Here is a 24,615-nt window from a genome sequence, read left to right on the forward strand (position 1 = left end):
CGCAAAGCCGCGTCGACGTCGAGGCAGACGCGGGGGTGGACCAGCTCGGTGCCGAGCGCGGCCCGGGTGAGTTCGAGCTGGGCCCCGGGACATGCCCGGGTCCCACACCTCCAGCCTGAGGGGTAACCCGACAGCCTCCCCCAACTACCAACGTGGACCAGCCTTCATCCGAAGGCTGGTCCGCCCGCTTTCGCCACCTGGCTTCGGCGGCCCGTCTACAAACGACGCTGCCGTCGAGAACACTGCCGCACCACGACCTCGACAAACCTGTTGACCAAACCATCTGCGACGTGGACCGACTCGGATGAGGCCACGCGTCGTGGCCGCAGATGCGTCGGCCCCATCCTCACTCGAACACGAGTCCGAGTACGCCGCGCCGGCCCCGTCGATCGGCTCGCCTGCCACTGGCATATCGAATCAGAGGACCGTCGAGTCCAAGCGATGAAGACCGTGCCGCCCTTTCGTCGACTTGCAAGCGGCCGATCGACGACGGCACTGGCTCCACTGCCGATGCCCCGCGTTCTCGACCGGTGGTCGCGACCGAGGCGCCCAGGATCAGGCGTTCTCGAGCGTGGCTCCAACCCGGCTATCGGCCGCGAGCGTGCGACCACTACCCGTCCGACAGTCCGCAGGAACAACGTGCGCGGCATGCGAGAACAGTTCTCGAGCAGAACCCGCAGTAATTCCGGTCGACGTGAGCGGGCGATCTACAGTCGCACGCGTTGGTTCCCGGCGGAGTGACCAGTAGGCGAGCATTCATATCCACGCCGTCAGGTGGAAGTCCACATGCACGGCCGTCGCCCGTATCCGGTTTTGATCGAAACCGTGCGACGGAAGATCTTGCAGTTCAATGCTTTTCGTGGCCGGGCTCCGCTTGTCGGAATGCCTCCGACGACGGTGTTGCAGCTCCGGGTTCCCGGCAACCGACCACGAGCGGGGTTGGTGACGAACTCGGCCAGCCACGGCCCATCATGATCGGAAACGCGACTGCGGCGCGTAGTGACGAGGCCTGCAGTCAGCTGAGATCAGCATCTGCGCCGACGTTGTCGGCGTAGATGCTGCGGTACCAGATCAGACTTACCGTCTCGGCCGCTTCGTCGATGGTCGGGACTTCTCCCCCATACTTCTCGGACTCCACATACCAATGGAATGCCAGTTGGTCGACCATGGTGGCCAGGGCAACCGAGGCATATTCTGGGTTCAAGTTGCCGGCAGGCAGATGTCGACGTAGGTAGAGTTCCTTGCGGCGGAAGGTTTGTCGCTTGAGGTTCCACCAACGTTCGGCACATTCGGGAACAGCGGCGGACATCTCGATCAGTCCCGCGATGAGGCGCCGATTGTCGTAGTAGGTCGTGAGGTATCGCCGCGACGATTCTCGCAGCGACTCCAATTCGCTGCCCTTGACCCAGCTGCCGCTCACCGCGGTGAACAGTTCCTCGGTGACTTCCTCGAGGATTTCCAAGAAGATCAGGTCTTTGTTGGCGAAATAGCGGTAGATAGCACCGAGTGAGAGCGAACTCTTCTCCGCGATCTCGGCGACGGTGGCACCGAAGTATCCTCGTTCGCTGAGTACTTCACGGCCGGCGGCGAGAATGCGCGCTCTCGTTTCTTGACCCTTTTTGGTCGGCGCGGAACGCGTCCTCGGCTTCGATACGGCCACGAACGCCGCCATTTCTCACCCTCCCGCTGTCGAAAGACATCTGAACCGTGTTCAGTCTATCAGCGGCCACCGAAACCCGATGGTGCGCAACCCGGCACAACCCGGGGCCCCATCACACGCAGATCCGGAGGAGGTCGCTGCCCCGGAAACCGGAGCGCCGCTCGGACAGCCCTTGCGGGATGCCCGAGCGGCTGGAGTGTGCGGTTCGATCGTGGCGCGAGCGTTGCCCGTCTACTTGGTCGGAGTGAAGGGGGCGTTCACCGTTGCGGAGTACTGGATGAACGCGGCTATCGCCACCGGCGCGCCGACGAACATCGCCCCGACAAGGACACCGATCGGAGCGAGGGCGGCTGCGCCGATCAGGCAACCTGCCAGCGGGCCCGCTCCGAACAGGGTCGCCAAGGGGCCGGTCAGCACGGCACCTGCGGCACCGCCGAGCAGACAGCCCAGGGTGCCGGACGCCACCGCCCCGACGATGGCGCCGATTCCGGCTCCCATGCTGATGGTCGAGGTCATCCGATTCCACGCAGCGACTTCACGGTCGTAGGCGGATTTCCACGGCGCCTGGTCCTCGAATGGCAATGCGACGGGCTTGTAGTGGGCACGAGCGGTGTCCAGCGACGGCGTCAATGTGGCGGTGTTGCCGTCCAGCTTGGTGTCGATCGGAAACACGATGTCGTCGATGGTGAATTCCAGCGGAACTCCGGCCAGCACGCGACCGGCACGATCGCGGATCTGGAACTGCCCGTTGTCGACGATCAGCGTCCCGTCGCTCACGGTGATCACCGCGGCGCTTCCGTCCTTGTAGGCGGTGTAGTTGACGCCTGGCGCGAGATCGACGTTCACCGGCGGCGGGGGCGCGGGTTCGGCGGACACGGTCGTCGCTGCGCCGGCGAGTGACAGTGCAATCCCGGCGGCAGCGGCGAGATTCTTGGAGATCATGGGGCTCCTGTTCGGTTGGGTTCTATGGGCTTCATCAGGTGCGGATCGCGTGCTCAGGTGGTCGTCGGCGCCGCTGCGGTCGCGGTCACTGTCGGCGGTTCCGATCCAGGGGCGGGACCGCTGGATCGAAGTGTCAGTGCTGCTCCTGCGGCAACCAGCACAAGTGCTGCGGCCGCGACATAGAGGTGCGCCGGGGTCCAGCCCTCGTCGATCAGAGCTCCGACTATCAACGGTGAAGCGATCGCTCCGGCACGACCGATCCCGATAGCGCTACCGACGCCGGTCGCGCGAATGTGTGTCGGGTAAGCCAGCGCCGCGGTGGCGAGCAGGCCCGCGATACAGCCACTGATGCACATGCCCATGAGCAGTCCGCTCAGCAACGCGATCCCCAGACTCGACAAGGTCGCGGGAAACGCCGCCAACAGAGCGACGGTCACGAACATCGCAGCGGCCAGGACCCGACCGACAGGAACCCGAGCGGACAGGAATCCGAACAACAGAGTGCCGATCACGCCGCCGATGTTGAGCAGAACACCGCCGGTGAGACCGCGGCTGGGTGACATCCCGGCGGTGATCAGCAGTTGCGGGCTCCAGCTGGTGACGAAGTAATAGGTGAACAACATGATCAGGAAAAGCAGCCACAAGGTCATGGTTTCGCGGCGCAATGCAGGAGACAGCAATGCGGGGAATCGGGCCTGAGTTGTCGCGAGTTTCGGTGCCCGAGTCGGCAGCGAGGACAACGGCGCCATGCCCGCGCGGTGAGCGATCTGGTTGATGCGCTCGAGTGCGTCGGCGGCACCGCTGTCGAGGAGGAAGTCGACGGATTCGGGCAGGCGCCACATCACCAGGATCAGCGATGAGAGTGAAAGCCCGGCTCCGACGAAGAACACCGACCGCCATCCCCAGCTGTCGATCAGGAACACCGCTGCCAAGCCGCCGATGGTGGCGCCGACGGTGAATCCAGTGGTCTGCAGGCTCACAGCGAGCCCACGCCAGCGAGGCGAGGAGTATTCGCTGGCGAGCACGTTGGTGCACGACAGCAGCCCGCCCACCCCGAGCCCGGTCAGGACTCGCATCAGCCCCAACTGGACTTCGTCCTGGGCCAGCGCGGCGCCGATCATCCCGACGGTGGCGATGCCCACGCAGGACATGACGAGTTTCCGACGCCCGATCCGGTCACCCCACGGTGCGATGAACAGCGCGCCGATCGCCATGCCGAGCAGGCCGGCGCTCAGTAGGACACCGAGCTGGCCGGCGGACAGACCCCATTCGGCCTTGACCGAGTTCGCGGTGAAGGCCATCACGAGTATGTCGAAACCGTCGAGCATGTTCAGCACGACGCATACCCCGATCGCTGTCCATTGGTAGGACGACATCTTTTCGTCGCTGACCTCGAATTTTGGATATTCCGTCATTGCAATCTCCAAGAAAGAAAGGGTGGTGCGAGAGTTTCGGAGGTGGAGTCAGCGAAATGCTTGCTGACCGGAAAGAGCTCGGCCGATGGTCAATTGATGTATTTCCGCGGTACCTTCGTAGGTCATGACCGACTCGAGGTTGTTCGCGTGTCGCAAGGCGGGATAGTCGAGCGTGATGCCGTTGGCGCCGAAGATCGGACGGCATTCGCGCACGATGTCGATGGCCTCGCGAACGCTGTTCAGCTTGCCGAGGCTGATCTGTTCGGGGCGCAATTCTCCCCTGTCTTTGAGCCGACCCAATTGGAGCGCCAAGAGCATGGCGGTGCCCAGTTTCAGGGTCATGTTGCTCAGCTTCAATTGTGTCGCTTGATAGGCGGCAAGCGGCTTTCCGAAGATTTCCCGCTCGATTGTGTAGGCGATGGTCGCGTCGAGACTGTCGCGTGCGGCGCCGAGCGCGCCGAAGACGATCCCGAACCTCGCTTCGTTGAGGCACGCGAGCGGACCGCCGAGTCCGGTCGCCGACGGCAGTACCGCGGTGTCGGGCAGTCGGACGTCGTCGAGGATGAGCTCGCTGGTCACCGACGCCCGCAGCGAGAGCTTGCCGCTGATCGGGTTGGCCGAGAATCCTGGTGTGTCGGTGGGGACCACGAAGCCGCGGATGGCGTCGTCGGTGTGCGCCCACACGATGGCGACATCGGCGACCGACCCGTTGGTGATCCACTTCTTGGTGCCGTTGAGCACCCAGTCACCGTTGTCGCGGCGCGCGAAGGTGCGCATACCAGCCGGGTCGGAACCGAATTCGGGTTCGGTCAGTCCGAAACATCCGATGGCCGTGCCCCGCGCCATCGGTGGCAGCCAAGTGGTCTTCTGTTCCGGCGAGCCCCATTTCCAGATCGCGTACATGGCCAGCGAGCCCTGCACCGATACCAGTGTGCGCAAGCCGGAGTCGACGGCCTCGAGCTCGAGGCAGGCCAGGCCGTAGGCGGTGGCGCTTGTTCCCTGGCAGCCGTAGCCGTCCAGGTGCATGCCGAGCACACCGAGTTCGCCGAGTTGCGCGGCGAGCTCGCGGACCGGGACATCACCGGATTCGTACCATTCGGCCACACGGGGACGCAGCTCGGCTTCGGCGTATTTACGGACTGTGTCTTGCACTGCGGCGTCGGTTTCGGAAATAAGTCCGGCGATACCGAAAAGCTCGAAAGGTGTTTGCGGGGAAGGCATTTCGTATCCTTTTTCGGGTACAACAAAGGAACCCTGGTTTGTCGGGTGGAATGTGCGACCCCTGTGATCGGGCCGCGAATCTATCGGCGGCGCGGTGCGCCGGGTCGATCGGTCAGCGACCGACCCACTGCGGCGGTCGCTTCTCGAGGAACGCGCGAGCGCCTTCGCTGAAATCTTCGGTCTCTCGGATCATCTCCATGGTCTGCTCCCCCAGCGCCATCGCTTCGGCGGCGTCGAGGTTCATCCCTTGTCGCAGGACGGTTCTGGCGTGCCGGACCGCCAGCGGAGCGTTGGCCGTGATCCGGTCGGCCAGACCGAACGCCGCCTCCATCAGGCCTTCCGGTTCGACGAGATCGTTGACCAGTCCGAGCTGATAGGCACGGTGGGCGGTGATCGGGTCGCCGGTCAGCGCGAGTTCCATGGCGACGTTGCGCGGCAGCACCTGGGGCAGGTGATAGAGCCCGCCACCAGCGGCGACCATCGAACGCTTGACCTCGGAAAGACCGAACGACGCGGTTGTCGAGGAGACCACCAGGTCACACGCCAGCACGATTTCGCAGCCGCCGGCGATGGCCGGACCGTTCACCGCGGCGATCAGCGGTTTGGATCGCGCCCGCGCGACGAGTCCGGCGAAACCACCGCGAACCGTTTTCGCGGGGCTTCCGCCATCGGCGATGGCTTTCAAGTTGGCGCCGGAGCAGAACACCGGGCCGGTGCCGGTGATGACAGATACCCAGATGGTGTCATCGAGTTCGATGGCATCGATTAGCTCTTCGATCGCTTCGGCGTCAGCGTGATCGATGGCATTGCGTACCGTCGGGCGATCGAGTGTTATCACCGCGATGCGGCCATGTTTGTCGAAGTCGACCATGATTGGCTCCCTGAACAATTGAATATGAAACGCAGCGGCGTTCGGGGCCGGTGCTATCGACGCGTCTGCGATGCGTACAGTGCGCGCAGCGCCTTCTTGTCGATCTTTCCGACGCTGGTCATGGGAAGTTCGACCAACAGATGGACCTCGTCGGGAACGCAGAACTTCGCTACCTGCGGGCGCAGCCACGCCAAGAGTTCGCGCGCATCGACACTGCCGCCGGCCATCGGGACCACACACGCGATGGGTCTTTCGTCCCAGCGCTCGGAGGGCACTCCGATGACGGCGACGGACTCGACACCCGGATACCGTTGGATCGCGACTTCGAGTTCGAGCGAGGAGATCCATTCGCCACCGGATTTGATCAGGTCCTTGAGCCGGTCGCGCAACCGGATGTATCCGTCGGGGTCGATCACCGCGGTGTCGCCGGTACGAAACCAGCCATCCGGTGTGGAGGCGTGCTGCACGGTGTCACCGTGATACCCGGCTGTCACCCATGGCCCGCGGCACTGCAATTCACCCACGGCGACTCCGTCCCACTCGAGCTCGCGGTCGTCATCCTCACCGACGATGCGGAATTCGACACCGGGGCTGGCGATTCCCTGCGATTGCGAGACCGTGTGCGCTGTCGCGAGATCGGTCGGATCGAGATGGGAACGCACCCGGGTCATCGCCGCGAACGCATTCGTCTCGGTCATTCCCCACACCTGGACGATCGGATTGCCGGTCAGTTCCCGACACAGCTCCGAAAGCCGTACCGGCACTGCGGATCCGCCGGAACACAGCATCCGAACAGCGGATGTGTCACGATCTCGAAGTTCGGGCAGAACCCGCGACCACACCGTCGGTACGGCAGTGGAGAACGTGACCCGGCGCTGCTCCATCAGTCGCGCGACCGACAACCCACTCAGGTCGGATCCCGGCAGCACGAGATCGGCACCGGCGGTCAGCGCCGCGTAACACAAGCCCCACGCGCTCGCGTGAAAGATCGGCACCAACGGAAGGACGGTGTCACGCTCACAGATCCCCGCGGTATCGGTCTGCAGTAGCGACATCGTGTGCAACCAGAGAGTCCGGTGCGAGTTGACGACCGCTTTGGGGTTACCCGTGGTGCCGCTGGTGTAGCAGACGGTCGCCGGCAACGACTCGTCGCTCACCTGCAGTTCGATCGCGTACGCTGCGGCGATGAGTTCTTCGTAGTCTTCGATCGGCACCGGCGACGCCGAGATCAGATCGACGTCCACCGTGGGACCCTCGTCGTTCATCACCACGACCCGGCGCACGCTCGGTGTGTTCGCCAGGACCGGCATCAGTCGGCCCAGGAGCGACTGGTCGACGAAAACGACGGCGTCCTGCGCATGGTTGAGGATGTAGGTCAGTTGATCCGCGGGCAGCCGAACATTGATCGGATGCAGTACCAGCCCCGACCCCGGCACCGCGTAGCTCAACTCCACGTGACGGATCGTGTTCGCGGCGAACGTCGCGACCGGAGTGCCGACAGGCAACGCCATGCCCGCGAGCGCACCGGCGAGGCGGCGCGTGCGCTGGGCCCAGTGCCTGATCGAGGTCTCCACGAACGTGCCGTTGTGGGCCTCGGTGATCGTCTTGTGTGCGGAGTACCGCTCGACGCGCCGGAAGAGTTGATCGACCGTGAGCGGCACATCCTGCATCGTGTGCTTCATCGCGTACCTCGTTAATGATTGTGTCACTGCGCTGCCTCGATCAGCACCGCGTCGGTCTGTCCGAATCCGCCGCAGATCGCGGCGACTGCCCAGCGACCGCCGGACCGTTGCAGTTGACGGGCGGCGGTGAGCACCAGCCGGGCACCGCTCGCACCGGTGGGGTGGCCCAGCGCTACCGCTCCGCCGTTGACATTGGTGCGTGAGGCCAGCTCCCGTTCCAGCGCGAAGTCCCCGCCTGCCAAAGCCTTCGTGCTCACCACCGCAGTGGCGGCGAAGGCCTCGTTGATCTCGATGACGGAGATATCGCCAGCAGTGAGTCCGGCTTCTTCGATCAGGCGCCCGATCGCGACCCCCGGCAGATACACCGATGACGTGGGTGTCGACGCGGTCTGCAGATACGAGTGCACCTTCGCCAGCGGAGTCACGGCATTGCCCGACAGTGCCTGTTCCCCAGCCAGCATGAGCGCGACGGCACCGTCGTTGAGACCTGGAGCATTGCCCGCGGTGACCGTCGGGCCGCCGTAGACCGGTGTCAGGCGCGACAACTTCTCGATGCTGGTATCGGCACGGGGTTGCTCATCGACCTCGACGATTCCGTGCGGAGTCGACACAGCGCTCACCTCGCCGTGGAAGTATCCTTCGGCCAGAGCCTTGAAGTAGCGCTCATGACTCTGCAGAGCCCAGTTGTCCTGCTCCTCACGCCCTATCCCGCGGGCCTGCGCCTCGAGACCGACCGATCGTGCGATAGACACCCCACCCTCGAGTGGGTTGCGCAGCATCAGCAGATCTTCCACGGTCAGGTCGCCGCGTTTGGATCCCCACCGGGTCTCGTGCAGCAGCCGTGGCGTCTGGCTCATCGATTCCACGCCTATCGTGAGCGCGGATCGCGCGCCTGCGCCAATCGCGCGCACACCCAGCCCGACTGCGGCCATTCCCGAGCAACATGCCCGGTCGATGGTGAGGGTGGGTAGCGTCTCGGGCAGTCCCGCGGCGTAGGCGAGTTGGCGGGCGGGCACCATCAGTCCGCCCTCGATCATCGCCATCCCGACGATCAGTTCGTCGATGTCGTCGATCGGCCACTGCGTCCGAGTCAACAGCGACTCGAGCGTCTGTTTGGCCATATCGATCACGGACAGTTCCCGCAGACTGCCACCGAACTTGCCGAACGGGGTCCGGGTCCCGTCGGCGATCCATACGGGCTGCATCGGCTGCATGGCTTCCTCCATTAGTGAAAGTGACTTCACTTTTATTCTATGGAGTGGCCTGCGCCATAGTCAAGCCCCCCTAGATCTGGCCGACGCAGGAGTCCGACCCCGGCGCCACAGGACGGGTAAGCCCAATACCTGCGATTACGCGGGGTGCGATGGCAACCACAAAGCTCCGACCGCCGAGCCGCAGGATGGCGAGTTGCCGAACCGCCATCAGGTGAACCTTCACCCTTCGGTGGACATGGCCGTATCTGAACTGTACGGTCAGTTCAGATACGGCCGTGTTCCACTCGCCGGTGCACTGCTGCACTACGAACAAGGAGAGAGGAGTCAGGGTGTACGTGAGGTAGGGCTCCGCTCAGATACCCCTCACAGGAGCGACAGAGAGAGGAGTCCGATTGACCGGCGACGACGAAGAGCTCAAGCCCCCCACAGGTCCGCGAAGCACGATGCTTCATCAGAAGGCGATCCGCGCCACGCAAGAACTGTTGCGGGAGGCAGGGTATTCGGCGGCCACGATCGACGCGATCGCCGCACGGGCAGGGATCAGCAAGGTGACCCTCTACAACCATTGGCCGTCACGGACCGCGATCATCGCGAAGTCGTACGGACTGATGATGCAGGACGCTTTGACGGTTCCCGATACCGGCAACGTCGTGCAGGATCTGTCGATCTACCTGAAAGGCATCGTTCGTTTCTATGCGAGCGATCTGGGTGGGGTGTTCGCTCAGCTGCTCGCTTCGTGCATTCAGGAACCGTCTGCCCGCGTCTACTTCCACAAGTACTTCCTCGACAAACGGCGCGCCGGGTTCGCCACGATTCTGGATCGTGCCGCGGCACGGGGCGAGATTGTGAAATCGATCGACCGTGACGACATGATCGACATGTTCTTCGGACCTCTGGTCTATCGCTTGATATCGGGACACGCCCCGCTCACCGAGAACAGCGTGGACAGGCTTGTACCTCTGGCGCTCAACGGCTTTCGAAGTGGCCCCGGAGATGCCCACTGAGCTCGGTTCTCAACCTATCGTTCCTTGATTTCGGAAGGTTCAACAGTGATGTCACTACAGGGAAAGACCGCGCTGGTGACCGGCGCGTCGAAGGGAATCGGCGCAGCGATCGCCGCGGATTTCGCGGCCGCCGGCGCCACGGTCGCGGTCAACTACTCGTCAGACAAGTCCTCGGCCGACGACGTCGTCGCACGGATCACCGATGCGGGCGGGTCAGCGTTCGCCATCGCCGGTGACGTCTCCAGCGCCGCAGGTGCCCAGCAGTTGTTCACCGAACTTCGCAATCACCTCGAACGGCTCGACATCCTGGTCAACAACGCCGGCGTCTACCAGATGGGCACGATCGATGAGGTCACCGAAGAGGAATTCATCAGACAGTTCTCGCTGAACGTCTTCGGGCTGACATTCGTGACCCGCGAGTCGGTGCGCTCGCTGATGGCCGACGGCGGCAGCATCATCAACATCGGTTCGAGCGTGTCGTCATTTCACCCCGCCCAGTCCACGATCTACACCGCGACCAAGGCCGCCGTGGACTCGATCACCCGCACGCTGGCCAACGAACTGGGTTTGCGCGGGATCCGGGTGAACTCGGTCAACCCGGGATTGACCCAAACCCATGGGATGCAACGCAGCGCCTTCTCCGCCAAGTCATTCCGAGACGAGATCACCCGCATCACCCCACTCGGACGCATCGGCGTCCCCGAAGACATCGCGCCCGCGGTCACCTTCCTCGCCTCGGAGTCGGCCTCTTGGATCACCGGCGAAGTCTTGGTCGTCGGCGGGGGGCTGCGCTAGCGGCGCATCGCTCGCCATCAACCACAGTCAGTGCCGGGCCCCATTGCTGCTCACCTTTGACGACATCGGAGGCAATCCATGGCGCGTCAGGTCATCGAGGAATTCGTCGACTACTACGACAGCACGTCTACCGCCGAGGAAACCGTGTCGTCGTTCGCTCTGGACTGTGTCACCTACGAAATCGATGGCTAACGGTGTCCGGTCGCGCAACATCGTGGGCCGTGGAAACCATTCGCCCGCATGATGGACCCGATCACCCCGGCGCAGCAACCACACAACGATCACCCGGAAAGGATCCGGATCATACGAAAGTGGGCCCACCGCCGACGTGTTCGAGTATCGAAACGACGCCCGATCTCAGCGGTATTCGTCGAGGCCTATCACATGGCGGCAGTCTAGATCTCGTCGTGGCGGAACCTGTTTCAGCTTCGCCAAACCCTAACCATCCCATTCGACACTAGATCACAGTTGACGACGGCGCCGTCAAACACGCTGAGCGCGGAGCCGGCCGACACGAGTCAGCCGTCGAATAGCCTGCGATTCAAACACTTTGGAGCACACTTGAGCCTTCCACTCGTCGAGAATCTGAAATCGTTGCCAGCGACCTCTCACCAGGACCTTCTCGCCGAGCCGGTCGCCGAGGCGATCGCTGGCTGGGCACACGCAGAGCATGTCGCGGTGGTCGAAATCGATGCAGCGTTCTCAGACACCGCAGCAATGATGACGGCCTACAACCTGCCGCTGACGACCGGCGCGAACTGCGTGATCGTCGCCGGCAAACGCGGCGGTGAGGAACGCGTGGCCGCCTGCGTGGTCCGCTCCGACACCCACGTCGACATCAATACAGTCGCCAAACGAACCCTCGATGTGCGCCGACCGTCGTTTCTGCCCATGGACAGAGCGACCATCGAAAGCGGCATGGAATACGGTGCCATCACCCCGATCGGGCTACCCGTCACTTGGCGCCTGCTGGTCGATCCGAGGGTGCTGTCGATGACGGTAGCGATCATCGGCTCGGGACGGCGTGGCTCGAAACTGCTTCTGCAGGGCAAACTTTTGGCGGAGTTGCCCGGCGCGGAGGTCATCAACGACCTCGGGCGCGATCCCCGCGCCTGACCACCCCCAAGTGACCTCCACACCACCTGCAACACTTCGGTCTGGACCAGACGATGGAGCTGTACATGGACATCCCCGCGAGTTGGCTGGACAGAGCGCCCGCCCAACGCCGCTAGCGGAAATTTCTGCCAGCTCGGCGTGCTGAAACTCCTGCTTCACAATGGCGGGGTGCCACGCGGACGTCCGAACCGCTTCACCGAGGTCCAGCTCCGCCCTGACCTGCGGCGGATCACGCGGCGCCTCCATGCCGATACCGACGAGCGCGGCGAGTACCTGCGGTACGCCGACGATGACGAGCGCGCCGTGTGGGCTAAGGCATCCAGCTCGCCGCCCAACTCCACCGCAGCCAGCAACAGGAGAGGACGGGCCAGCCAGGCGCCTCCGCCACTTCATACCTCCAGCCGCCACGCTTCCGCCAGGTCAACCGAGAAGACGCCACCTCGGCTGCGAACGAATAGCCGCGATCGGTACCGAGGCTCGGCAACCAAGTGACATGTGACTATTCGGGCGACCAGGGCTTGCGCACCTCGACACAGCCCGGGTATCGGCGATGTCACCGCGCGCGACAAGCAAGTACGCCCACAGGTTCCTCCGTTAGCGAAGAGTCTTCTCAGAACACACCAGGCGCGGCCTCGGCGAAGCCCCAGTGCGGCCGGGACCTCCGCCGACCACCAATGAGGAGTACTTATCGGTCGATATGCTGCGGCCAACGCTCCGACACGAGTACTCCGCCCGCCGTCGGCTCTCTCCGCTCCGGCCAACCCAACTGACCAACGCCGAACGCCCCGCGCTCGTAACGAGTGCAGGGCGTTCGTGATTGGGTAATCGGCCGCGCACAGGCTTGATACAAGCTAATGGTTGGCGTTCACAGCGTACCGGCACGGCCCTGCCGTGGGAACCGGCCGTGTCAGGCCTCCCCCACCGCATGCGTCAGCCCACCACCAACGACGTCTGCTGGGTCAGTCGGTGTGCGTAGTGGTCGAATCGCCCTCCGGACACGCAAAGAAGGCCTCGATCATTTGATCGGGGCCTTCTTCGTCTGCAAAATGCATCGGCGAGAGGCCGCGCGGATCTCGGTTGCGCGAGACGCCCGACCAGCTGACCGCCGACAACGACCGGACCGCTCGGGCCGCAGCCGACGAGCCCCCGCTTGCGGGCGCCGATGCACTGCCCGCAACCGCACAGATCTTCGTCGCCCACCCGCGCAAGGCATCGCCGACCTCACACCAGCAGGTTCGAACTGATGGCGATCAGCAGCGTTGCAGAACTGGACAACAGCCCGGACCCAGACAGAAGTGCAGGTCTACCAGACCCACAGGATTTGAACCTGCGACCACCTGGGGCGAGTTCCAGTTGTCCAGAACCTACTCATCAGTTCCGAATAGTGCTCAGTACCAAGGGTTTCCGAGAAACGACTCTTCGCAACGAATCGCATGAATTCCCATTGATTCCGGTCAAAACTGTGGGGTTTCTGTGGAGGCAGCCGCTGAACGTCCGGTCGACGGGCTCATCCCCGCTCGTGCGGGGAGCACGGTGAGCAGGCCGGGGCAGATGAGCAGGGCGGTGCTCAGCGCGCCGATGAATGTGTGTCGCAGCGTCATTGCTGACTTCCTTGTCAGGTCAGAGAGCGGTGTCGGCGTAGCGGCGTACGCGGGCGTCGTTGTCGGCACGGGCGCCGGTGTCGAGGCTGTGCAGCACCCGGTCGCGGGTGAGGTGACCGCGCACGACCGCCGTAACCCGGTCGGGCAAGACCGCGGCGGCCAATTCGTGGACGCGCATCCAACCCGGCACCGCGACCAGGGTGCGCCCGTGGCGACAAAACGCGACCATGGCTTCGGCGATGCGTTCGGGCTTAACGGTTGGCAGCACCCCGCCGAGTTGCACACCGACGACCAGATCGGTGCGCACGGCCGAGGGCAGGACCGCGGTCACGGTCTCACCGGTGCCCGTGAGTTCGTCACGCACCGATTCGGTGAACCCGATGACCGCATGCTTGGAGGCGCCAGCTCAACGGGCGACCATGCAAAACGCTCGGCTGGGAAACCCCAGCCGAGCGTTTGCATAAACTACTCGCGGCCTGAACAACTGACCACGTCTTGCGACGGCCCCTAGAAATCGCCGTTGCGGCGCGCCACACAGGCGCGCGACGGCCTCGCGTAGATCAGGATGTGTCCTGTGGCCTTACCCGAGTTCGAGGGAAGTGACACCGAAAACTCTGTCCTGGAGATGGTTTCGGACGCCACCGGTGTACATGCGCGCGGTCTCGAACGTGGGTGTGAGGCCTGCCGTCTCGGCCAGTAGCACCGCCGGTTCGTTACCCAGTGGCACATCAACCGCCAGTGACGCGCCGTCCGAGGCTCGCGCGCACGCGGCGAGCAATTGGCGCGCGTCGTCGACCGTGTCGGCGAACAGCGGGCCGACCCGCCAACCGTCGCGGGCGGGGCGGACAGTGCAGAATCCAGTGAGGGTCGCGTCGACGATCCGCAGGAAGGTGTGGTGTGTCGGCTCGGTCAGCCAACGCGCCAGAAACATGGGCCGGGCCGCGGGAACGCAGCGCGCATCATAGGCGAGCACATCACCTACCTCATCGGGCAGCAGGACGCGAACGGTCCCGTCCGGTGCGGGCATGGTCGCGACACCGCCGAAACGCGCACTACGATAGGCGAGTTCGAATCCGCTGCGGCGATAGTTGCTCTGCTGGTCCACGACCCCGTCGAGCCCGACCACACGGGCACCCGCGTGGGTGAGCCCCTTTCGCCACGTGGCAATCCCGAAGCCACGTCCGCGCAGATCGGGTCGGACCAGGTAGAAGCCGAGGAAGGCATAGGTGTCGCCGTAGTTCACCACCGAGATCGCCGTGGCGGGCTCCCCGTCGACCCGCCCGAGGAAGAATCCGTGCGGATCCTGGGCGAAGAACGCGCCGCGATCAGCCTCCCCTGGATTCCATCCTTCGGCCGCGGCCCAGTCGACGACGGTGGCCCACTCGTCCGGCGTGGCCCGGGTGATGACGAGATCTGCGGGGTGCACAGCAGTTGGCATAGCCTCCACGGTAGCTGCGGGCTCGCCACATATCGGCGCGAGCACCACCACCGGAGGCGCTCCCGACAGGCAACATCATGGATTCTGTATTCACTTTCGAGGCATCCCCGAGCGACATCGGGAACGCGGCTTCCCGATCGAGAAGCCACATCCAAGTCGCCGTTTCGGACCCGGGTTCAGGGCGAACCAGTCACCGCAGGCCGGTGCGGAGCATGGCCAGGTGAGCCTGCACAACGACCTCGACCACTCCTTTGAACTGCGGGTACTACCTATGGTCGAGTGGCAGGCCGCAGCGCGTGCGCACCTGGAGCGGCTCGACGGGTTGGTCGGGCAGTATCGCGAGCGGCGTGTGGCGGGCACCGCCCATCCGGTGACGGATTTTCTGTTCACCTGATGGCGTACGGAGTGCCCGCGGTCCGAAGCCTGCGGGCAGATGCGTTGAGCTGTCAGCCCATCATGGTCGATATCGCCCAACGGCGCGCTCACTGCCGCGACAGCGGAGCACTAGGTGGTGTAGCGGGTGGCGCTGCCGCAACCTCGGTGTTCGAGCAGCAGAACGGCGACGGGTTTGCGCCATCCCAGCCCCGATCTGCCAGGTTGCCCCAATTCGACCGCAGGTCGATCGGCGATTTCTAGGGGTCGTCGCAACACGTGGTCAGTTGTTCAGGCCGCGAGTAGCTTATGCAACCGCTCGGCTGGGGTTTCCCAGCCGAGCGTTTTGCGTGGTCGCCCGTTGAGCTGGGTAGCGACCGCATCCAGACGCGCCAGGTCGTGGACGGAGAGAACGCACGCCAGCAGATCACGCAGATCATCGACACCGTCCAGGTCCCCGACTGCCCGATAGTGCTCAGTACCAAGGTCTTTCGCGAAACGGCACTTCTCATCGTTTCGCATGAATTCGCATTGATTCCGGTCAAAATGTGTGGTTTCTGTGGGGCGTTTCCAAGCTCGCCTCAGGACATCACCACCGCCAGCGATGCTGGGGACGAGCGACAGCGGACCGCCTTCGCGCCGAATTGTCGAAGGCTGTGGAACAGTTCGACGATCAATCTGCCAGCGGAGGAAAGTGAAGAAGGACCGGTTCCTGGCCGTACCAAGTGGCGCTGTCACCGGCCACGATCTCGGCGACGGCTCGCATTCAGTGTCGGATACCGACGGCGCGCTTGATAAGTGCGTCGAAGGCACGGTCGGGCAGCAACCATTTCAGGAAGATCAGTGGTCGGGAACCGAACCCGACCTGGTAGCGGGTCTTGGGTCGTCGGGCGGTGACGGCCTTGCCGATCGCGTCCGCGATCACCTCCGGCGGGGAACCAAGGCGGGCGACGGTGGCCTGCGGGCCCAATGAGGCGGCCACCGCTTCAGCCTGGGCCGAGTAGGGGCCGTCGCCCGAGACCTTGCGCAAGTGGTCGGCGGCGATGCCGCCCCACTCGGTACGGATACCGCCGGGTTCGATGACGACCACGTTGACGCCGAAGGGCTTGGCCTCGAGCCGCAGGCAGTCGCTGAGCCCTTCGAGAGCGAATTTGGTGCCGTGATACCAGCCGCCGAGCGGGGTGTAGATCTTGCCACCCATGGAGGTGATGTTGACGATGGTGCCGCTGCGCTGTTCACGCATGTGCGGCAGGGCCAACTGGGCCAGGCGCGCGGCGCCGAAGACGTTGACCTCGAACTGGTAGCGGGCCTCGTCGAGTGGCACGTCCTCGACCGCACCATAGGAGCCGTATCCGGCGTTGTTGACCAGCACGTCGATGCGCCCGGTCTCGGCCACGACGAGTTCGATACCGGCGCGCACAGAGGCGTCGTCGGTGACGTCCATGGCCAGCGGGCGGATCCCGTCGGCGGCCAGTTTCTGTAACCGGTCGGTGCGGCGGGCGGCGCCGTAGACGGTGTAGCCGAGGGTGGCGAGTTTGCGGGCAGTAGCTTCGCCGATACCGGAGGAGGCTCCGGTGACGAGGGCGATCTTGTCGGTCATGTCGTCTCCTGTCGGTAAGGTAAACAACAATTCATGTTCTATCGTGAACGAGTATTCATCTTCACGCAAGGACCCTGTGGGAGAAGTTCATGACCGAGGCCAGACCGCAGCGCGCCGACGCGATCCGCAACCGCGGCAAGATCGTGTCCGCCGCCCGTGAACAGATCACCACGCACGGACCCGACGTGGGGATGAACGAGATCGCGACTGCGGCCGGGGTTGCCGTCGGCACCCTCTACCGTCATTTCCCGACCAAGGCAGACCTGGTCACCGCCATCGTGGCCGAATATGTGGCCCAGGTCGCCGATGACGCCGAAGCGGCGTGCGATCGTGTCGCGGGCGGCGCGGACGCCACGCACGAGATCACGGCGTTCTTGCGACGGGTCGTGGAGGTCTCGGCCATCAATCACGCTGCCAAAGCAGCGGCACAGACCCTCGGCGCCGATCTCCGGGTACAGACCGACGAACAGCGCGCCGGCGCCGCACTGGCCACGCTCATCCGCGCCGGGCAAGCCGACGGCAATGTCCACCCCGATGTCACCGTCGCCGACATCTACCTGCTGTTCTCCACTGCTCCGATCGACCGGTCCCCCGCCGCGCGCGAACGCTGGCTCATGCTGGTCTTGCCCGGCCTGAGTGCCCGCACCCGAACGGTTGGTTGATCAGCCCGGAGTGTCGCGACCCTGGGCTGGGCGCGTTCTAGCCGCTGCCCCTCCCGCCACCGCGTGCGCCTCGAGACCGCGACGCCGATCGTTCAGATCGAATGCGCGCCCCACGACATCCGAAAACGGCCCGAAGCCAAAGGCTTCGGGCCGCGCGTCCGATATCGGAGTCGGGCAAGGCTATCGCGAGGCTCCACGGCGGCCGGTGACCAGCTTGACGAGGAACAACAGAACGACCGCGCCGGCGATGCAGGTGAAGAAGCTGAACCAGAGTCCGCCACCTTCGACGTCCACCCCGAGCAGTTCGAGCAGGAATCCCCCGAGCAGACCGCCGATGACACCGACGACGATGTTGAGCAGGATTCCTTGCTGGGCATCGGTTTTCATGATCTTGCTGGCGATCCATCCGGCGAGTCCGCCGATGATGATCCATCCGAGAATACCTAGACCGAGCATGGCCTGCTCCCATCGTCTGAATGTGCTGACGAGCATCCGGTGCGCTCGTCCGATCGCGGCATACCCCGGCATGGCGCAGCCAATCAGCCGAAGCGGCAGTCCCGCGAGTCGTTGGCCGGAAACGACGTGGAAACTGGCATGGCCGTCCTGCGCCTGGCAGCTCCACGGACTCGCCGACCGTGGAGTCGAACGGACCGTGCGTAGGTGCAGCGCCATGGCGAGCACGGTGTCGTCGGCGACGGTGGCACCACCGATCAATTTGCCGCGCTGACGGGCGGATTCGTGGCCTTCGAGAGTGCTGTCGCGGATGTACTCGCGCGTTCCATCCCCGACAGAGCGGCCAGCACGGTGAACACCACGGGCTCTCAGCGGGCAATCGAGATGGCGAAGGGCATGATTCTGGTGGATCGGATTACATGCGGTACCAACAGGATCGCGGCCTCCGTGGCCCGGGCAGTCTCGATCCCACCGAGGTCTGTGATCCACTCCCGCTGCCAGCCGAGGTCTGCGAGAAGCCCGCGTACAACCTGTTTGGCCTACACCGTCGCCACGATGCCTTCGCGGTGGCCCGGTCTGCGCGCTCGGTCTAGGTAGGGCAGGACCTGCGGTGCAGCGCTCGTCTCGAGCTGAACGGCTAGCTCGACGCACCCACAGCGCTCAGCGCATAGCTCGAGTCCACCAGCGCTTTCCACCGGTGTTCGGTCCGTGGCGCCTTCCAGGAGTCGACGGCGTGCTCGACCAGGCTGGCGATGCGCGACATACGATTCCATCCTTGCCGAGCGATGAGGGGAATTCACACATTGATGACACGGCTCTGGGGTGTCACGGGGATCGCACTGACAGTGATGACCGTGGCCTGCGCTCCCACCAGCTACCCTGCTGACGCCATCGAGAACGCGAAAGTCGGGGACTGCGTCTTCCGCGAATCCAGTGCCTACGAGGAGAGTTACAAGGTTGTGCCGTGCGATTCGCAGCCGGATGACGACTTGGTCGACAGGGTCCTTCAGATCAACCCTGGCTACCACAGTGACGACAGCTGCCCGCGCCATACAACGTCCTACCTCAACACCCGCAAGGAGACCACCCTTTGCTTGTCGAGCTACGGTTCGTGGAAGTTCAATAACAAGCCGCCGCCATGATCGAACATGACAACTGATCGTGCGCGACGGCCGTCCCCGTTGATCTGGGATCTCACGGACAGAACCGAACCCGCCGGACAGCACGAAATCGTGGACGGCGCTGCACCACACCGGATCCACCACACCGCCCCAGCAAAGCCGTACACCGCCCCTAGTGCCGGAGCCGCGCGTGAGCGCCACATCGAAGTCCGTCTGCTGCATCGGCATCTGCCCCACGAACACGTCGTCGCGGGCCTGGCTGCCGCGTTGCAGGCCGGGGTGCTCACCTCGGACGCGGTCGCGTTGGAGGCTCGCAAGATCGGCGAGTTCGCGCCCGTCGAAACACCTGTGGTCGATCTCGATGCACCGGGCACAGTCTCGTAGTTGACGCAGCGCCGGCTCGCGTCGGCGGGGTTCCCACGCGACAAATCGTTGCGCGCGTTCGACTTCGTTGCCAACCCCAACATCGAGGAAGCCACGATCAACACTCTCGCCAAGGGCGATTGGATCAAGAAGGGCCTGTCACTCTGCTTGATCGGCGACTCCAGCACCGGCAAGTCCCACCTGCTCATCGCGCTGGGCACCGAAGCGGCCATGCAGGGACACCGAGTCAAATACACCCTCGCCACGAAACTGGTCAACGAGCTCGTCGAAGCCGCCGACGAGAAGCAACTGACCAAGACGATCGCCCGCTACGGGCGCGCGTCGACCTGCTCTGCATCGACGAGCCCGGCTACATGGAACTGGACCTCCGCGGCGCGGAGCTGCTGTCAGGACATCTTGACGAGGTCGTCGGGTCGCCAGGTCTGGTCGTAGAAAGCGACCTCGGTGCCATACAAGCGCAGGGCAACGATGAAGTGGCGGCCGGGAACGGTTCGGACGTAGGCCGCGTCGGTGACGCCGTCGGGCTTGCGTGGCCCGAACCAGATGTCGATCGAGCCGTCGTCGTTGGGCGGGATGTCGTAGTACCCGTTGGTCGAGGGCAGCAACTGATCGGTTTCGGGCATGGTGCCGTCGGTGATGTTGTAGGCGGTGGTTGCCCAGAACAGTCCGGCAGGCACATGTGGTGGGAGGCGCAGTTTGTAAGTGTGGCTGCCGTGCAGAAACTCACCGTCGGCATCGTGATAGGTGAACGGGTACTTCGACCCGGCGCCGGTGGAGTGGATGTTCATCGCCGGTGCCGAGGAGTAGGCGTACTGGAAGAACCTGGACCGGGTGTTGAGGTCGAGGTAGCTGTCCTGCATCCACTCGGCCGTGCCCCCCGCCCAGGCGACTTGCCATCGGCGGTCGTCGTAGTAGTAGTTGCGATCGTCTTCACGTCCCAGCTGAGCCGATGCCAGGATCATCCTCGGGGCATCGGCAACGGCGCGATCCAGCGCTGCCCGCTGCCAGTCTCGGGGTCTGAACGGCTCACCCTTGATGATGCCGATCGAAGCCAGCACCCCGCGCAGTTCCGGTTCGATCGCCGAAACCGGCTCGTAGTCGACGAACTCCTTCAGCTTCGTCCAGTATTCGAAGTCGGTCGGGTACATCATGTTCAGGCGCTGACCGCTCGCGTTGGGAAACTGCATCGCCGCGACATCCTTCTCCGGCGTCCACAGCGGAAAGACCCGGGTCTGTTCGGCGACCGCGACTCCCGCCGCGGGATCGGGTTCCCCGTCGCCGCGGCCCATCACCGCACGGAAGAACAGGAACACGTTGTACGTAGACGAGGTGACGGTGTAGTAGCCGCCCGGGACGTGACCGTCGTAGTTCGGCGGCAGCAGCAGGTAGAGCCCACCACGCGCCCGGTCAGGGCCGATCGCACCGACGTCGGTCAGGGTGCGCTGGAAGAAATCGGTGAACATCCCGATGACATTGCCCGGAGCGTCCACCACCAGCGGCCCGGTCTCTTTCAGGTCCAGGTAGCTCATCGCGTAGATGACGTCCGCGTTCGGGGTCGGGACCCAGGTCCGGCTGTCCATCCGGTCTTTCCAGATCGGTAGCACGTGATACCCGCGCCCGAAGGCTTTCTCCGACCCGTCGCGCATCCCGATCACGTTCAGCGCGGGCAGCATGGTCATGTAGGCATGCACAGCGCGTTGGTAGAACAGGTCCGCGCGAAGCGCCTCGGCTTCCTGCTGCGGCAACCAATTGCCGCCGTTGAGCAGCCGCACCAACGGCGACGCCGTCCCCTCGAGTCCCGAATCATCGGTATTCGCGGTCTCAGCCATGGCCGCCTCCCGGTCAGATGAAGTGAAACGTCCGCTGGCGACGCTACTCGAGTCCAGCGGCACGTCCGGGACCAACACGCATCGTGCCGTACACGGCGAAGGCCGAAAGTGCTCCGCAGCAACACGCTGCGACCTCAGACTTCGCCGATACATGACGTCGGAATTCAACAGGCGAACTCGAAGAAGGTTGCCACGTTCTCGGCGAGACGTACCAAGCGCTGGCGACCATGGGCAACCATCGCGGACTCACGCGCACAACGAGCCATCGAGAGGATCGCTCCTTGGCAGAACGAACGGCCGGTCCTCGCGTTGGTGGAGCGAGTACGCAGCATCAACGAGCGATATCGTTCGGCACCCTCGCCGAGCGTGGCGGTGCGTTCGCACGCATGTTGAGCGTCCTCTGAGCTCTGGGATCGACTGTGCCGCAAGGGTGCTCGTTCACCGGTCCAGTTGCGGCATCTGGCGGTCCAAAGCCGCGAAATGACGCCGGGTCACGAACCATTCCGCGCAGGTGATCGAGCACCACGCAGCCAGCCCGGCACCGGCCATGATCAGCACGGTGACGCCGATCGCGTTCATGACCGCGGCGATCGGTGGCCTCGGTGCGTCCACCGGGTCGCCGGATCGGTTCAGCCACACCGAGATTCGATCACCCTTGTCGACCGTGCGACTGACCGGCACGGTGGCCACGACCGGCCCTGAGGCACCGGTCCAGGTCACCTCGGCCTGCCGGATATGTAGTGAAGTGTATTCGGGCCGGTCCAGCACCAGTGCCTCGACGGCAGTCGTTTGCGCGTGCTCGACACGGATCCGCGCGGCGTCGTCGGAGTAGGCGACGCTGCCGACCGCACCGGCCACCGGCACCGCGGCCAGCACGACGACGACGGCGAGCAACCGCACCGCGGCGCCCAGCCGATCCGGCCATCGCATCAGCGAGTTGGTGTTCCACGGGCGGCACCGCCACCAGCGCGCCACGCGCGAGAACACCGCGTCGGTCCGGAATGTCGACGACGTCATCGCGATCACGCCCTTGCCCGGGCCAGCAATTCGGCTATCCCCTGCTCGATACCCGCGCTGATCGCGTCGATATCGGGGGTGGTGTCGTAGTCGCCGGTGATCCCGAAGACGAGCTGATCGTGATAGCTGAGGATGGCGATCGTTGTGCGCAGGCGCATCGCGATGGGGATGCAGGGCAGGATTTCCAGCACCTCGCGTCCCCGCAAAGACAGCACCCGGCGCGGGCCGACGACATTGGTCGCCAGGGCGGCGACGCTGCGCTGCGGGAAGTGCCCGGCCAGCTGGAAAGCTCGTGCCACGACCGCGTGGGGTAGCCATTCAGCCATCGCCAGCACCGATTTCTCCGCCTCGGCCTCGCCTTTCGCGCGGTGCCGAGCGACGCGTTCGTGCACGGTGGCGAGCCGTTCGACGGGATCGGTGAGCTCGATCGGCAGGAAGGGGATCATCACCGAGACACGGTTGTCGGCGATGTCTTCGGCGCCGGGCGGCCGGACGGACACCGGAACCAGCACCCGCAACTTTCCGGCCGTCGGCTCCTCACCGCGCAGGGACAGCACCGCCCGATAGGCCGACGCGATAGCGGCCAGCACCACATCGTTCACCGTGACGCCGAAGACCCCGCCGATCTCGCGAGCTTCGGTCAGCGACGCCCTGGCGACCGCGAATCGCCGCTGCCTGCCGATGGGACCGTTCAGCGACGACGATGCCGTCGGGGTGAGCGCCGCGGTGACGACCGGGACCAGACCGCGCACCATCGAGAAGGCGAGCCGCGGCACCGTCAACGGCAACCGGAGAGCGCCGGCCACGCGGCCGGTTCGCGAACTGCGCTGTGCCGTCACAGGTTTCCGGTCACCACCCGGCGGCGGATCACAGAGCCGTTCGAACAACGCGATCCCCGAAACGCCGTCGACCATGCTGTGGTGGGCTTTGAGCAGCAAGGCCCAGCGTCCGCCGGCCACATGCTCGATGACCACGCATTGCCACAGCGGATGATCGCGGTCGAACCGCTCCGCCAGTTCGGTGGCGACGAGCTCGCGCAGCATCGGTTCGTCACACGGTTGAGGCAGGGCCGTCCACCGGCGGTGGTGAGCCAGTGCGAAATCGGGGTCGTCCTCCCACACCGCGGCCTTCAGCTCCAGCGGCGAAGTGCGGACTCGCTGCCGGAGACGTTCGTTGCGGTCGAGCGCGTCGGTGAGGATGGCGTCGAACTCCGCGCGGGTCGGCGCCGGTCCCGCCACAATCGCGACGGCACCGATGCCGAGGCTGATGTGCCGGTCGGTGTCCTCCAACTCCATGAACCCCGAATCCAGAGGATGCAGCTCAGTCATCAGATCGACCTCGAAGTAGACGATTGGGTGGGCCGGTCACCGCGGCGGGGACCTACATCAATCCTCACGCCGGGCGGTCGGGGACGGTAAGAGCAGATGGTCCATCACCGACTGCCGAACGGCTCTGCCCTGCGGCCCGTCACATCCGCTGTGCTGCGGCTGGAGTGTCGTGAACGGTAAGGAGTACCGCGGGCCCCCTCGCCGTCAGCCCACGCAGGATCGAGCCGAGGCGACCCGGAACCAGATTCTCGACGCCGCGCCGGAGCTGTTCGGGGAGCGCGGGATCACCGAGACCTCGACCAACCGGATCGCGGTGGCGGCCGGCGTCAGCATCGGCACGGTGTACCGCTACTTCAGCGACCGCTAGCGATGCCGGGCTGGTGCGAGCGCTGATCACGGGCGTGCAGTTCTACCGCACCGGCCTGCCGAAATCGAGCCGCGGCTGCGGGTGATCAAGATGCCGGTCATCTGCTCCTCGATGTCCGGAGGTGGCGTCGGCGAAGTAGCGCACGGCGCCGCTGGCCGTGACCCGCACGCGCCAGTCGCCGGTGCGGTAGTAGCCGGCCGTGGCCAGCGTTCGGTCGAGTCCATCCAGGTCGGTCGGCATGTTCGGCGCGAGGGGCAGGGACCGCGACCAGCTCGCGGTGGTGCTGGCGGAGATCGCGCCGTCGTCGGCGTGGTCGCAATAGACCTCGCTGCTGTAGAGATCGGCCGCGGCGTCACCGAAGTCGAGCCGGGCGATGACATACAGCTCGCTCGTCGCCATGAGAGTTCGGGGGCGATATCGGAGAACTTCAGTTGTCACCTGAGAACCTCACATCCTTGGGGCAGAGCGTTTCACGGGCCCCGATCCCACCATCCGCAATCGACGGGCAAATAGAGGATAAAGT

General features: G+C 64.7%; 27 protein-coding genes and 1 pseudogene. 10 read left to right on the forward strand and 18 right to left on the reverse strand.

Annotated elements, in window-relative coordinates; genetic code table 11:
- Positions 1–1,015 precede the first annotated feature (1,015 nt).
- The 7 genes from ACWDXS_RS11790 to ACWDXS_RS11820 form a co-directional block, all read right to left on the reverse strand.
- Positions 1,016–1,672, reverse strand: coding sequence for a TetR/AcrR family transcriptional regulator (locus ACWDXS_RS11790; RefSeq protein ID WP_449964797.1), 657 nt, complete (start codon positions 1,670–1,672; stop codon positions 1,016–1,018).
- 219 nt (positions 1,673–1,891) lie between these two features.
- Positions 1,892–2,602, reverse strand: a complete 711-nt coding sequence (locus ACWDXS_RS11795; RefSeq protein WP_449964800.1) for a hypothetical protein — start codon at positions 2,600–2,602, stop codon at positions 1,892–1,894.
- A gap of 53 nt (positions 2,603–2,655) precedes the next feature.
- Positions 2,656–4,017 carry an MFS transporter gene (locus ACWDXS_RS11800; protein WP_449964803.1) on the reverse strand — a complete coding sequence of 454 codons (1,362 nt, stop codon included), beginning with the start codon at positions 4,015–4,017 and terminating at the stop codon, positions 2,656–2,658.
- A 48-nt stretch (positions 4,018–4,065) separates the two neighbouring features.
- The gene (locus tag ACWDXS_RS11805; RefSeq protein WP_449964806.1) at positions 4,066–5,238 is read right to left on the reverse strand and encodes an acyl-CoA dehydrogenase family protein; all 1,173 of its coding nucleotides are present in this window, start codon (positions 5,236–5,238) and stop codon (positions 4,066–4,068) included.
- A gap of 112 nt (positions 5,239–5,350) precedes the next feature.
- Complete coding sequence (locus ACWDXS_RS11810) at positions 5,351–6,109, reverse strand: enoyl-CoA hydratase-related protein (protein ID WP_449964808.1); 759 nt, start codon at positions 6,107–6,109, stop codon at positions 5,351–5,353.
- 53 nt (positions 6,110–6,162) lie between these two features.
- Positions 6,163–7,791, reverse strand: a complete 1,629-nt coding sequence (locus tag ACWDXS_RS11815; RefSeq protein WP_449964811.1) for a long-chain-fatty-acid--CoA ligase — start codon at positions 7,789–7,791, stop codon at positions 6,163–6,165.
- A 23-nt stretch (positions 7,792–7,814) separates the two neighbouring features.
- Positions 7,815–9,005, reverse strand: coding sequence for a thiolase family protein (locus ACWDXS_RS11820; protein ID WP_449964813.1), 1,191 nt, complete (start codon positions 9,003–9,005; stop codon positions 7,815–7,817).
- A 392-nt stretch (positions 9,006–9,397) separates the two neighbouring features.
- On the opposite strand from ACWDXS_RS11820, the gene ACWDXS_RS11825 reads away from it, so the two are divergent.
- The 4 genes from ACWDXS_RS11825 to ACWDXS_RS11840 all read left to right on the forward strand — a co-directional run bounded on the left by ACWDXS_RS11825 (position 9,398) and on the right by ACWDXS_RS11840 (position 11,920).
- Positions 9,398–10,009, forward strand: a complete 612-nt coding sequence (locus ACWDXS_RS11825; RefSeq protein ID WP_449964816.1) for a TetR/AcrR family transcriptional regulator — start codon at positions 9,398–9,400, stop codon at positions 10,007–10,009.
- Between the two features lie 48 nt (positions 10,010–10,057).
- On the forward strand, positions 10,058–10,804 hold the full coding sequence (locus ACWDXS_RS11830; RefSeq protein ID WP_449964819.1) for an SDR family NAD(P)-dependent oxidoreductase: 747 nt from the start codon (positions 10,058–10,060) through the stop codon (positions 10,802–10,804).
- Between the two features lie 78 nt (positions 10,805–10,882).
- On the forward strand, positions 10,883–10,996 hold the full coding sequence (locus ACWDXS_RS11835; protein ID WP_449964822.1) for an Lsr2 dimerization domain-containing protein: 114 nt from the start codon (positions 10,883–10,885) through the stop codon (positions 10,994–10,996).
- Positions 10,997–11,365: 369 nt separating this feature from the next.
- Positions 11,366–11,920, forward strand: coding sequence for a YbaK/EbsC family protein (locus tag ACWDXS_RS11840; protein ID WP_449964825.1), 555 nt, complete (start codon positions 11,366–11,368; stop codon positions 11,918–11,920).
- Positions 11,921–13,374: 1,454 nt separating this feature from the next.
- Here the strand turns inward: ACWDXS_RS11840 and ACWDXS_RS11845 are convergent.
- The 3 genes from ACWDXS_RS11845 to ACWDXS_RS11855 all read right to left on the reverse strand — a co-directional run bounded on the left by ACWDXS_RS11845 (position 13,375) and on the right by ACWDXS_RS11855 (position 14,959).
- A complete protein-coding gene (locus tag ACWDXS_RS11845) occupies positions 13,375–13,521 on the reverse strand; it encodes a hypothetical protein (protein WP_449964828.1) in 147 nt (48 codons plus the stop codon).
- Positions 13,522–13,540: 19 nt separating this feature from the next.
- The gene (locus ACWDXS_RS11850) at positions 13,541–13,885 is read right to left on the reverse strand and encodes a hypothetical protein (protein ID WP_449964831.1); all 345 of its coding nucleotides are present in this window, start codon (positions 13,883–13,885) and stop codon (positions 13,541–13,543) included.
- A gap of 216 nt (positions 13,886–14,101) precedes the next feature.
- Positions 14,102–14,959 carry a GNAT family N-acetyltransferase gene (locus ACWDXS_RS11855; protein WP_449964834.1) on the reverse strand — a complete coding sequence of 286 codons (858 nt, stop codon included), beginning with the start codon at positions 14,957–14,959 and terminating at the stop codon, positions 14,102–14,104.
- A gap of 220 nt (positions 14,960–15,179) precedes the next feature.
- Here ACWDXS_RS11855 and ACWDXS_RS11860 point away from each other — a divergent pair, with 220 nt between their 5' ends.
- Positions 15,180–15,353 (forward strand): hypothetical protein, encoded by a 174-nt coding sequence (locus ACWDXS_RS11860; protein WP_449964837.1) that lies wholly within the window; start codon positions 15,180–15,182, stop codon positions 15,351–15,353.
- Between the two features lie 269 nt (positions 15,354–15,622).
- Here ACWDXS_RS11860 and ACWDXS_RS11865 read toward each other — a convergent pair whose 3' ends face one another.
- Together ACWDXS_RS11865 and ACWDXS_RS11870 are read right to left on the reverse strand one after the other, a co-directional pair.
- Positions 15,623–15,853, reverse strand: a complete 231-nt coding sequence (locus ACWDXS_RS11865; RefSeq protein ID WP_449966258.1) for a hypothetical protein — start codon at positions 15,851–15,853, stop codon at positions 15,623–15,625.
- A gap of 244 nt (positions 15,854–16,097) precedes the next feature.
- A complete protein-coding gene (locus ACWDXS_RS11870) occupies positions 16,098–16,931 on the reverse strand; it encodes an oxidoreductase (RefSeq protein WP_449964840.1) in 834 nt (277 codons plus the stop codon).
- A gap of 89 nt (positions 16,932–17,020) precedes the next feature.
- On the opposite strand from ACWDXS_RS11870, the gene ACWDXS_RS11875 reads away from it, so the two are divergent.
- Positions 17,021–17,593, forward strand: a complete 573-nt coding sequence (locus ACWDXS_RS11875; RefSeq protein WP_449964842.1) for a TetR/AcrR family transcriptional regulator — start codon at positions 17,021–17,023, stop codon at positions 17,591–17,593.
- Positions 17,594–17,773: 180 nt separating this feature from the next.
- Here the strand turns inward: ACWDXS_RS11875 and ACWDXS_RS11880 are convergent, their stop codons facing one another.
- Positions 17,774–18,049 carry a GlsB/YeaQ/YmgE family stress response membrane protein gene (locus tag ACWDXS_RS11880; protein WP_378988442.1) on the reverse strand — a complete coding sequence of 92 codons (276 nt, stop codon included), beginning with the start codon at positions 18,047–18,049 and terminating at the stop codon, positions 17,774–17,776.
- A gap of 634 nt (positions 18,050–18,683) precedes the next feature.
- Positions 18,684–18,809, reverse strand: a complete 126-nt coding sequence (locus ACWDXS_RS11885) for a hypothetical protein (RefSeq protein ID WP_449964845.1) — start codon at positions 18,807–18,809, stop codon at positions 18,684–18,686.
- 43 nt (positions 18,810–18,852) lie between these two features.
- Between ACWDXS_RS11885 and ACWDXS_RS11890 the strand changes: the two genes are divergently transcribed.
- From ACWDXS_RS11890 to ACWDXS_RS11900, 3 genes and pseudogenes are all read left to right on the forward strand, one after another.
- Positions 18,853–19,188, forward strand: a complete 336-nt coding sequence (locus ACWDXS_RS11890; protein WP_449964848.1) for an LppU/SCO3897 family protein — start codon at positions 18,853–18,855, stop codon at positions 19,186–19,188.
- A gap of 6 nt (positions 19,189–19,194) precedes the next feature.
- A complete protein-coding gene (locus ACWDXS_RS11895; protein ID WP_449964851.1) occupies positions 19,195–19,551 on the forward strand; it encodes a hypothetical protein in 357 nt (118 codons plus the stop codon).
- 6 nt (positions 19,552–19,557) lie between these two features.
- Positions 19,558–19,955: pseudogene (locus tag ACWDXS_RS11900) on the forward strand (ATP-binding protein); the annotation flags it as partial.
- On the opposite strand, the gene ACWDXS_RS11905 reads toward ACWDXS_RS11900, so the two are convergent.
- The 3 genes from ACWDXS_RS11905 to ACWDXS_RS11915 all read right to left on the reverse strand — a co-directional run bounded on the left by ACWDXS_RS11905 (position 19,938) and on the right by ACWDXS_RS11915 (position 23,725).
- On the reverse strand, positions 19,938–21,533 hold the full coding sequence (locus tag ACWDXS_RS11905) for a DUF1254 domain-containing protein (protein ID WP_449966192.1): 1,596 nt from the start codon (positions 21,531–21,533) through the stop codon (positions 19,938–19,940). The pseudogene ACWDXS_RS11900 and the gene ACWDXS_RS11905 overlap by 18 nt on opposite strands.
- A 285-nt stretch (positions 21,534–21,818) precedes the next feature.
- On the reverse strand, positions 21,819–22,397 hold the full coding sequence (locus tag ACWDXS_RS11910; RefSeq protein ID WP_449964853.1) for an Rv1733c family protein: 579 nt from the start codon (positions 22,395–22,397) through the stop codon (positions 21,819–21,821).
- A gap of 5 nt (positions 22,398–22,402) precedes the next feature.
- Positions 22,403–23,725, reverse strand: a complete 1,323-nt coding sequence (locus tag ACWDXS_RS11915; RefSeq protein ID WP_449964856.1) for a wax ester/triacylglycerol synthase family O-acyltransferase — start codon at positions 23,723–23,725, stop codon at positions 22,403–22,405.
- Between the two features lie 169 nt (positions 23,726–23,894).
- Here ACWDXS_RS11915 and ACWDXS_RS11920 point away from each other — a divergent pair, with 169 nt between their 5' ends.
- Complete coding sequence (locus ACWDXS_RS11920) at positions 23,895–24,092, forward strand: TetR/AcrR family transcriptional regulator (protein WP_449964859.1); 198 nt, start codon at positions 23,895–23,897, stop codon at positions 24,090–24,092.
- 42 nt (positions 24,093–24,134) lie between these two features.
- On the opposite strand, the gene ACWDXS_RS11925 is transcribed toward ACWDXS_RS11920, so the two are convergent.
- Entirely contained in the window at positions 24,135–24,530 is a 396-nt protein-coding gene (locus ACWDXS_RS11925; RefSeq protein ID WP_449964862.1) for a hypothetical protein, read from the reverse strand.
- Between the last annotated feature and the right edge of the window lie 85 nt (positions 24,531–24,615).

This window comes from Nocardia sp. NPDC003183 (genome assembly GCF_053590715.1).

Excerpts from the sequence above, each read along its gene's own strand:
- ACWDXS_RS11790 (WP_449964797.1), bottom strand. The coding sequence starts at position 1,672 with ATGGCGGCGTTCGTGGCCGTATCGAAGCCGAGGACGCGTTCCGCGCCG.
- ACWDXS_RS11795 (WP_449964800.1), bottom strand. The coding sequence starts at position 2,602 with ATGATCTCCAAGAATCTCGCCGCTGCCGCCGGGATTGCACTGTCACTC.
- ACWDXS_RS11800 (WP_449964803.1), bottom strand. The coding sequence starts at position 4,017 with ATGACGGAATATCCAAAATTCGAGGTCAGCGACGAAAAGATGTCGTCC.
- ACWDXS_RS11805 (WP_449964806.1), bottom strand. The coding sequence starts at position 5,238 with ATGCCTTCCCCGCAAACACCTTTCGAGCTTTTCGGTATCGCCGGACTT.
- ACWDXS_RS11810 (WP_449964808.1), bottom strand. The coding sequence starts at position 6,109 with ATGGTCGACTTCGACAAACATGGCCGCATCGCGGTGATAACACTCGAT.
- ACWDXS_RS11815 (WP_449964811.1), bottom strand. The coding sequence starts at position 7,791 with ATGAAGCACACGATGCAGGATGTGCCGCTCACGGTCGATCAACTCTTC.
- ACWDXS_RS11820 (WP_449964813.1), bottom strand. The coding sequence starts at position 9,005 with ATGCAGCCGATGCAGCCCGTATGGATCGCCGACGGGACCCGGACCCCG.
- ACWDXS_RS11830 (WP_449964819.1), top strand. The coding sequence starts at position 10,058 with ATGTCACTACAGGGAAAGACCGCGCTGGTGACCGGCGCGTCGAAGGGA.
- ACWDXS_RS11835 (WP_449964822.1), top strand. The coding sequence starts at position 10,883 with ATGGCGCGTCAGGTCATCGAGGAATTCGTCGACTACTACGACAGCACG.
- ACWDXS_RS11845 (WP_449964828.1), bottom strand. The coding sequence starts at position 13,521 with ATGACGCTGCGACACACATTCATCGGCGCGCTGAGCACCGCCCTGCTC.
- ACWDXS_RS11855 (WP_449964834.1), bottom strand. The coding sequence starts at position 14,959 with ATGCCAACTGCTGTGCACCCCGCAGATCTCGTCATCACCCGGGCCACG.
- ACWDXS_RS11865 (WP_449966258.1), bottom strand. The coding sequence starts at position 15,853 with ATGCGAAACGATGAGAAGTGCCGTTTCGCGAAAGACCTTGGTACTGAG.
- ACWDXS_RS11870 (WP_449964840.1), bottom strand. The coding sequence starts at position 16,931 with ATGACCGACAAGATCGCCCTCGTCACCGGAGCCTCCTCCGGTATCGGC.
- ACWDXS_RS11875 (WP_449964842.1), top strand. The coding sequence starts at position 17,021 with ATGACCGAGGCCAGACCGCAGCGCGCCGACGCGATCCGCAACCGCGGC.
- ACWDXS_RS11880 (WP_378988442.1), bottom strand. The coding sequence starts at position 18,049 with ATGCTCGGTCTAGGTATTCTCGGATGGATCATCATCGGCGGACTCGCC.
- ACWDXS_RS11885 (WP_449964845.1), bottom strand. The coding sequence starts at position 18,809 with ATGTCGCGCATCGCCAGCCTGGTCGAGCACGCCGTCGACTCCTGGAAG.
- ACWDXS_RS11890 (WP_449964848.1), top strand. The coding sequence starts at position 18,853 with ATGACACGGCTCTGGGGTGTCACGGGGATCGCACTGACAGTGATGACC.
- ACWDXS_RS11895 (WP_449964851.1), top strand. The coding sequence starts at position 19,195 with ATGACAACTGATCGTGCGCGACGGCCGTCCCCGTTGATCTGGGATCTC.
- ACWDXS_RS11905 (WP_449966192.1), bottom strand. The coding sequence starts at position 21,533 with ATGTATCGGCGAAGTCTGAGGTCGCAGCGTGTTGCTGCGGAGCACTTT.
- ACWDXS_RS11910 (WP_449964853.1), bottom strand. The coding sequence starts at position 22,397 with ATGACGTCGTCGACATTCCGGACCGACGCGGTGTTCTCGCGCGTGGCG.
- ACWDXS_RS11915 (WP_449964856.1), bottom strand. The coding sequence starts at position 23,725 with ATGACTGAGCTGCATCCTCTGGATTCGGGGTTCATGGAGTTGGAGGAC.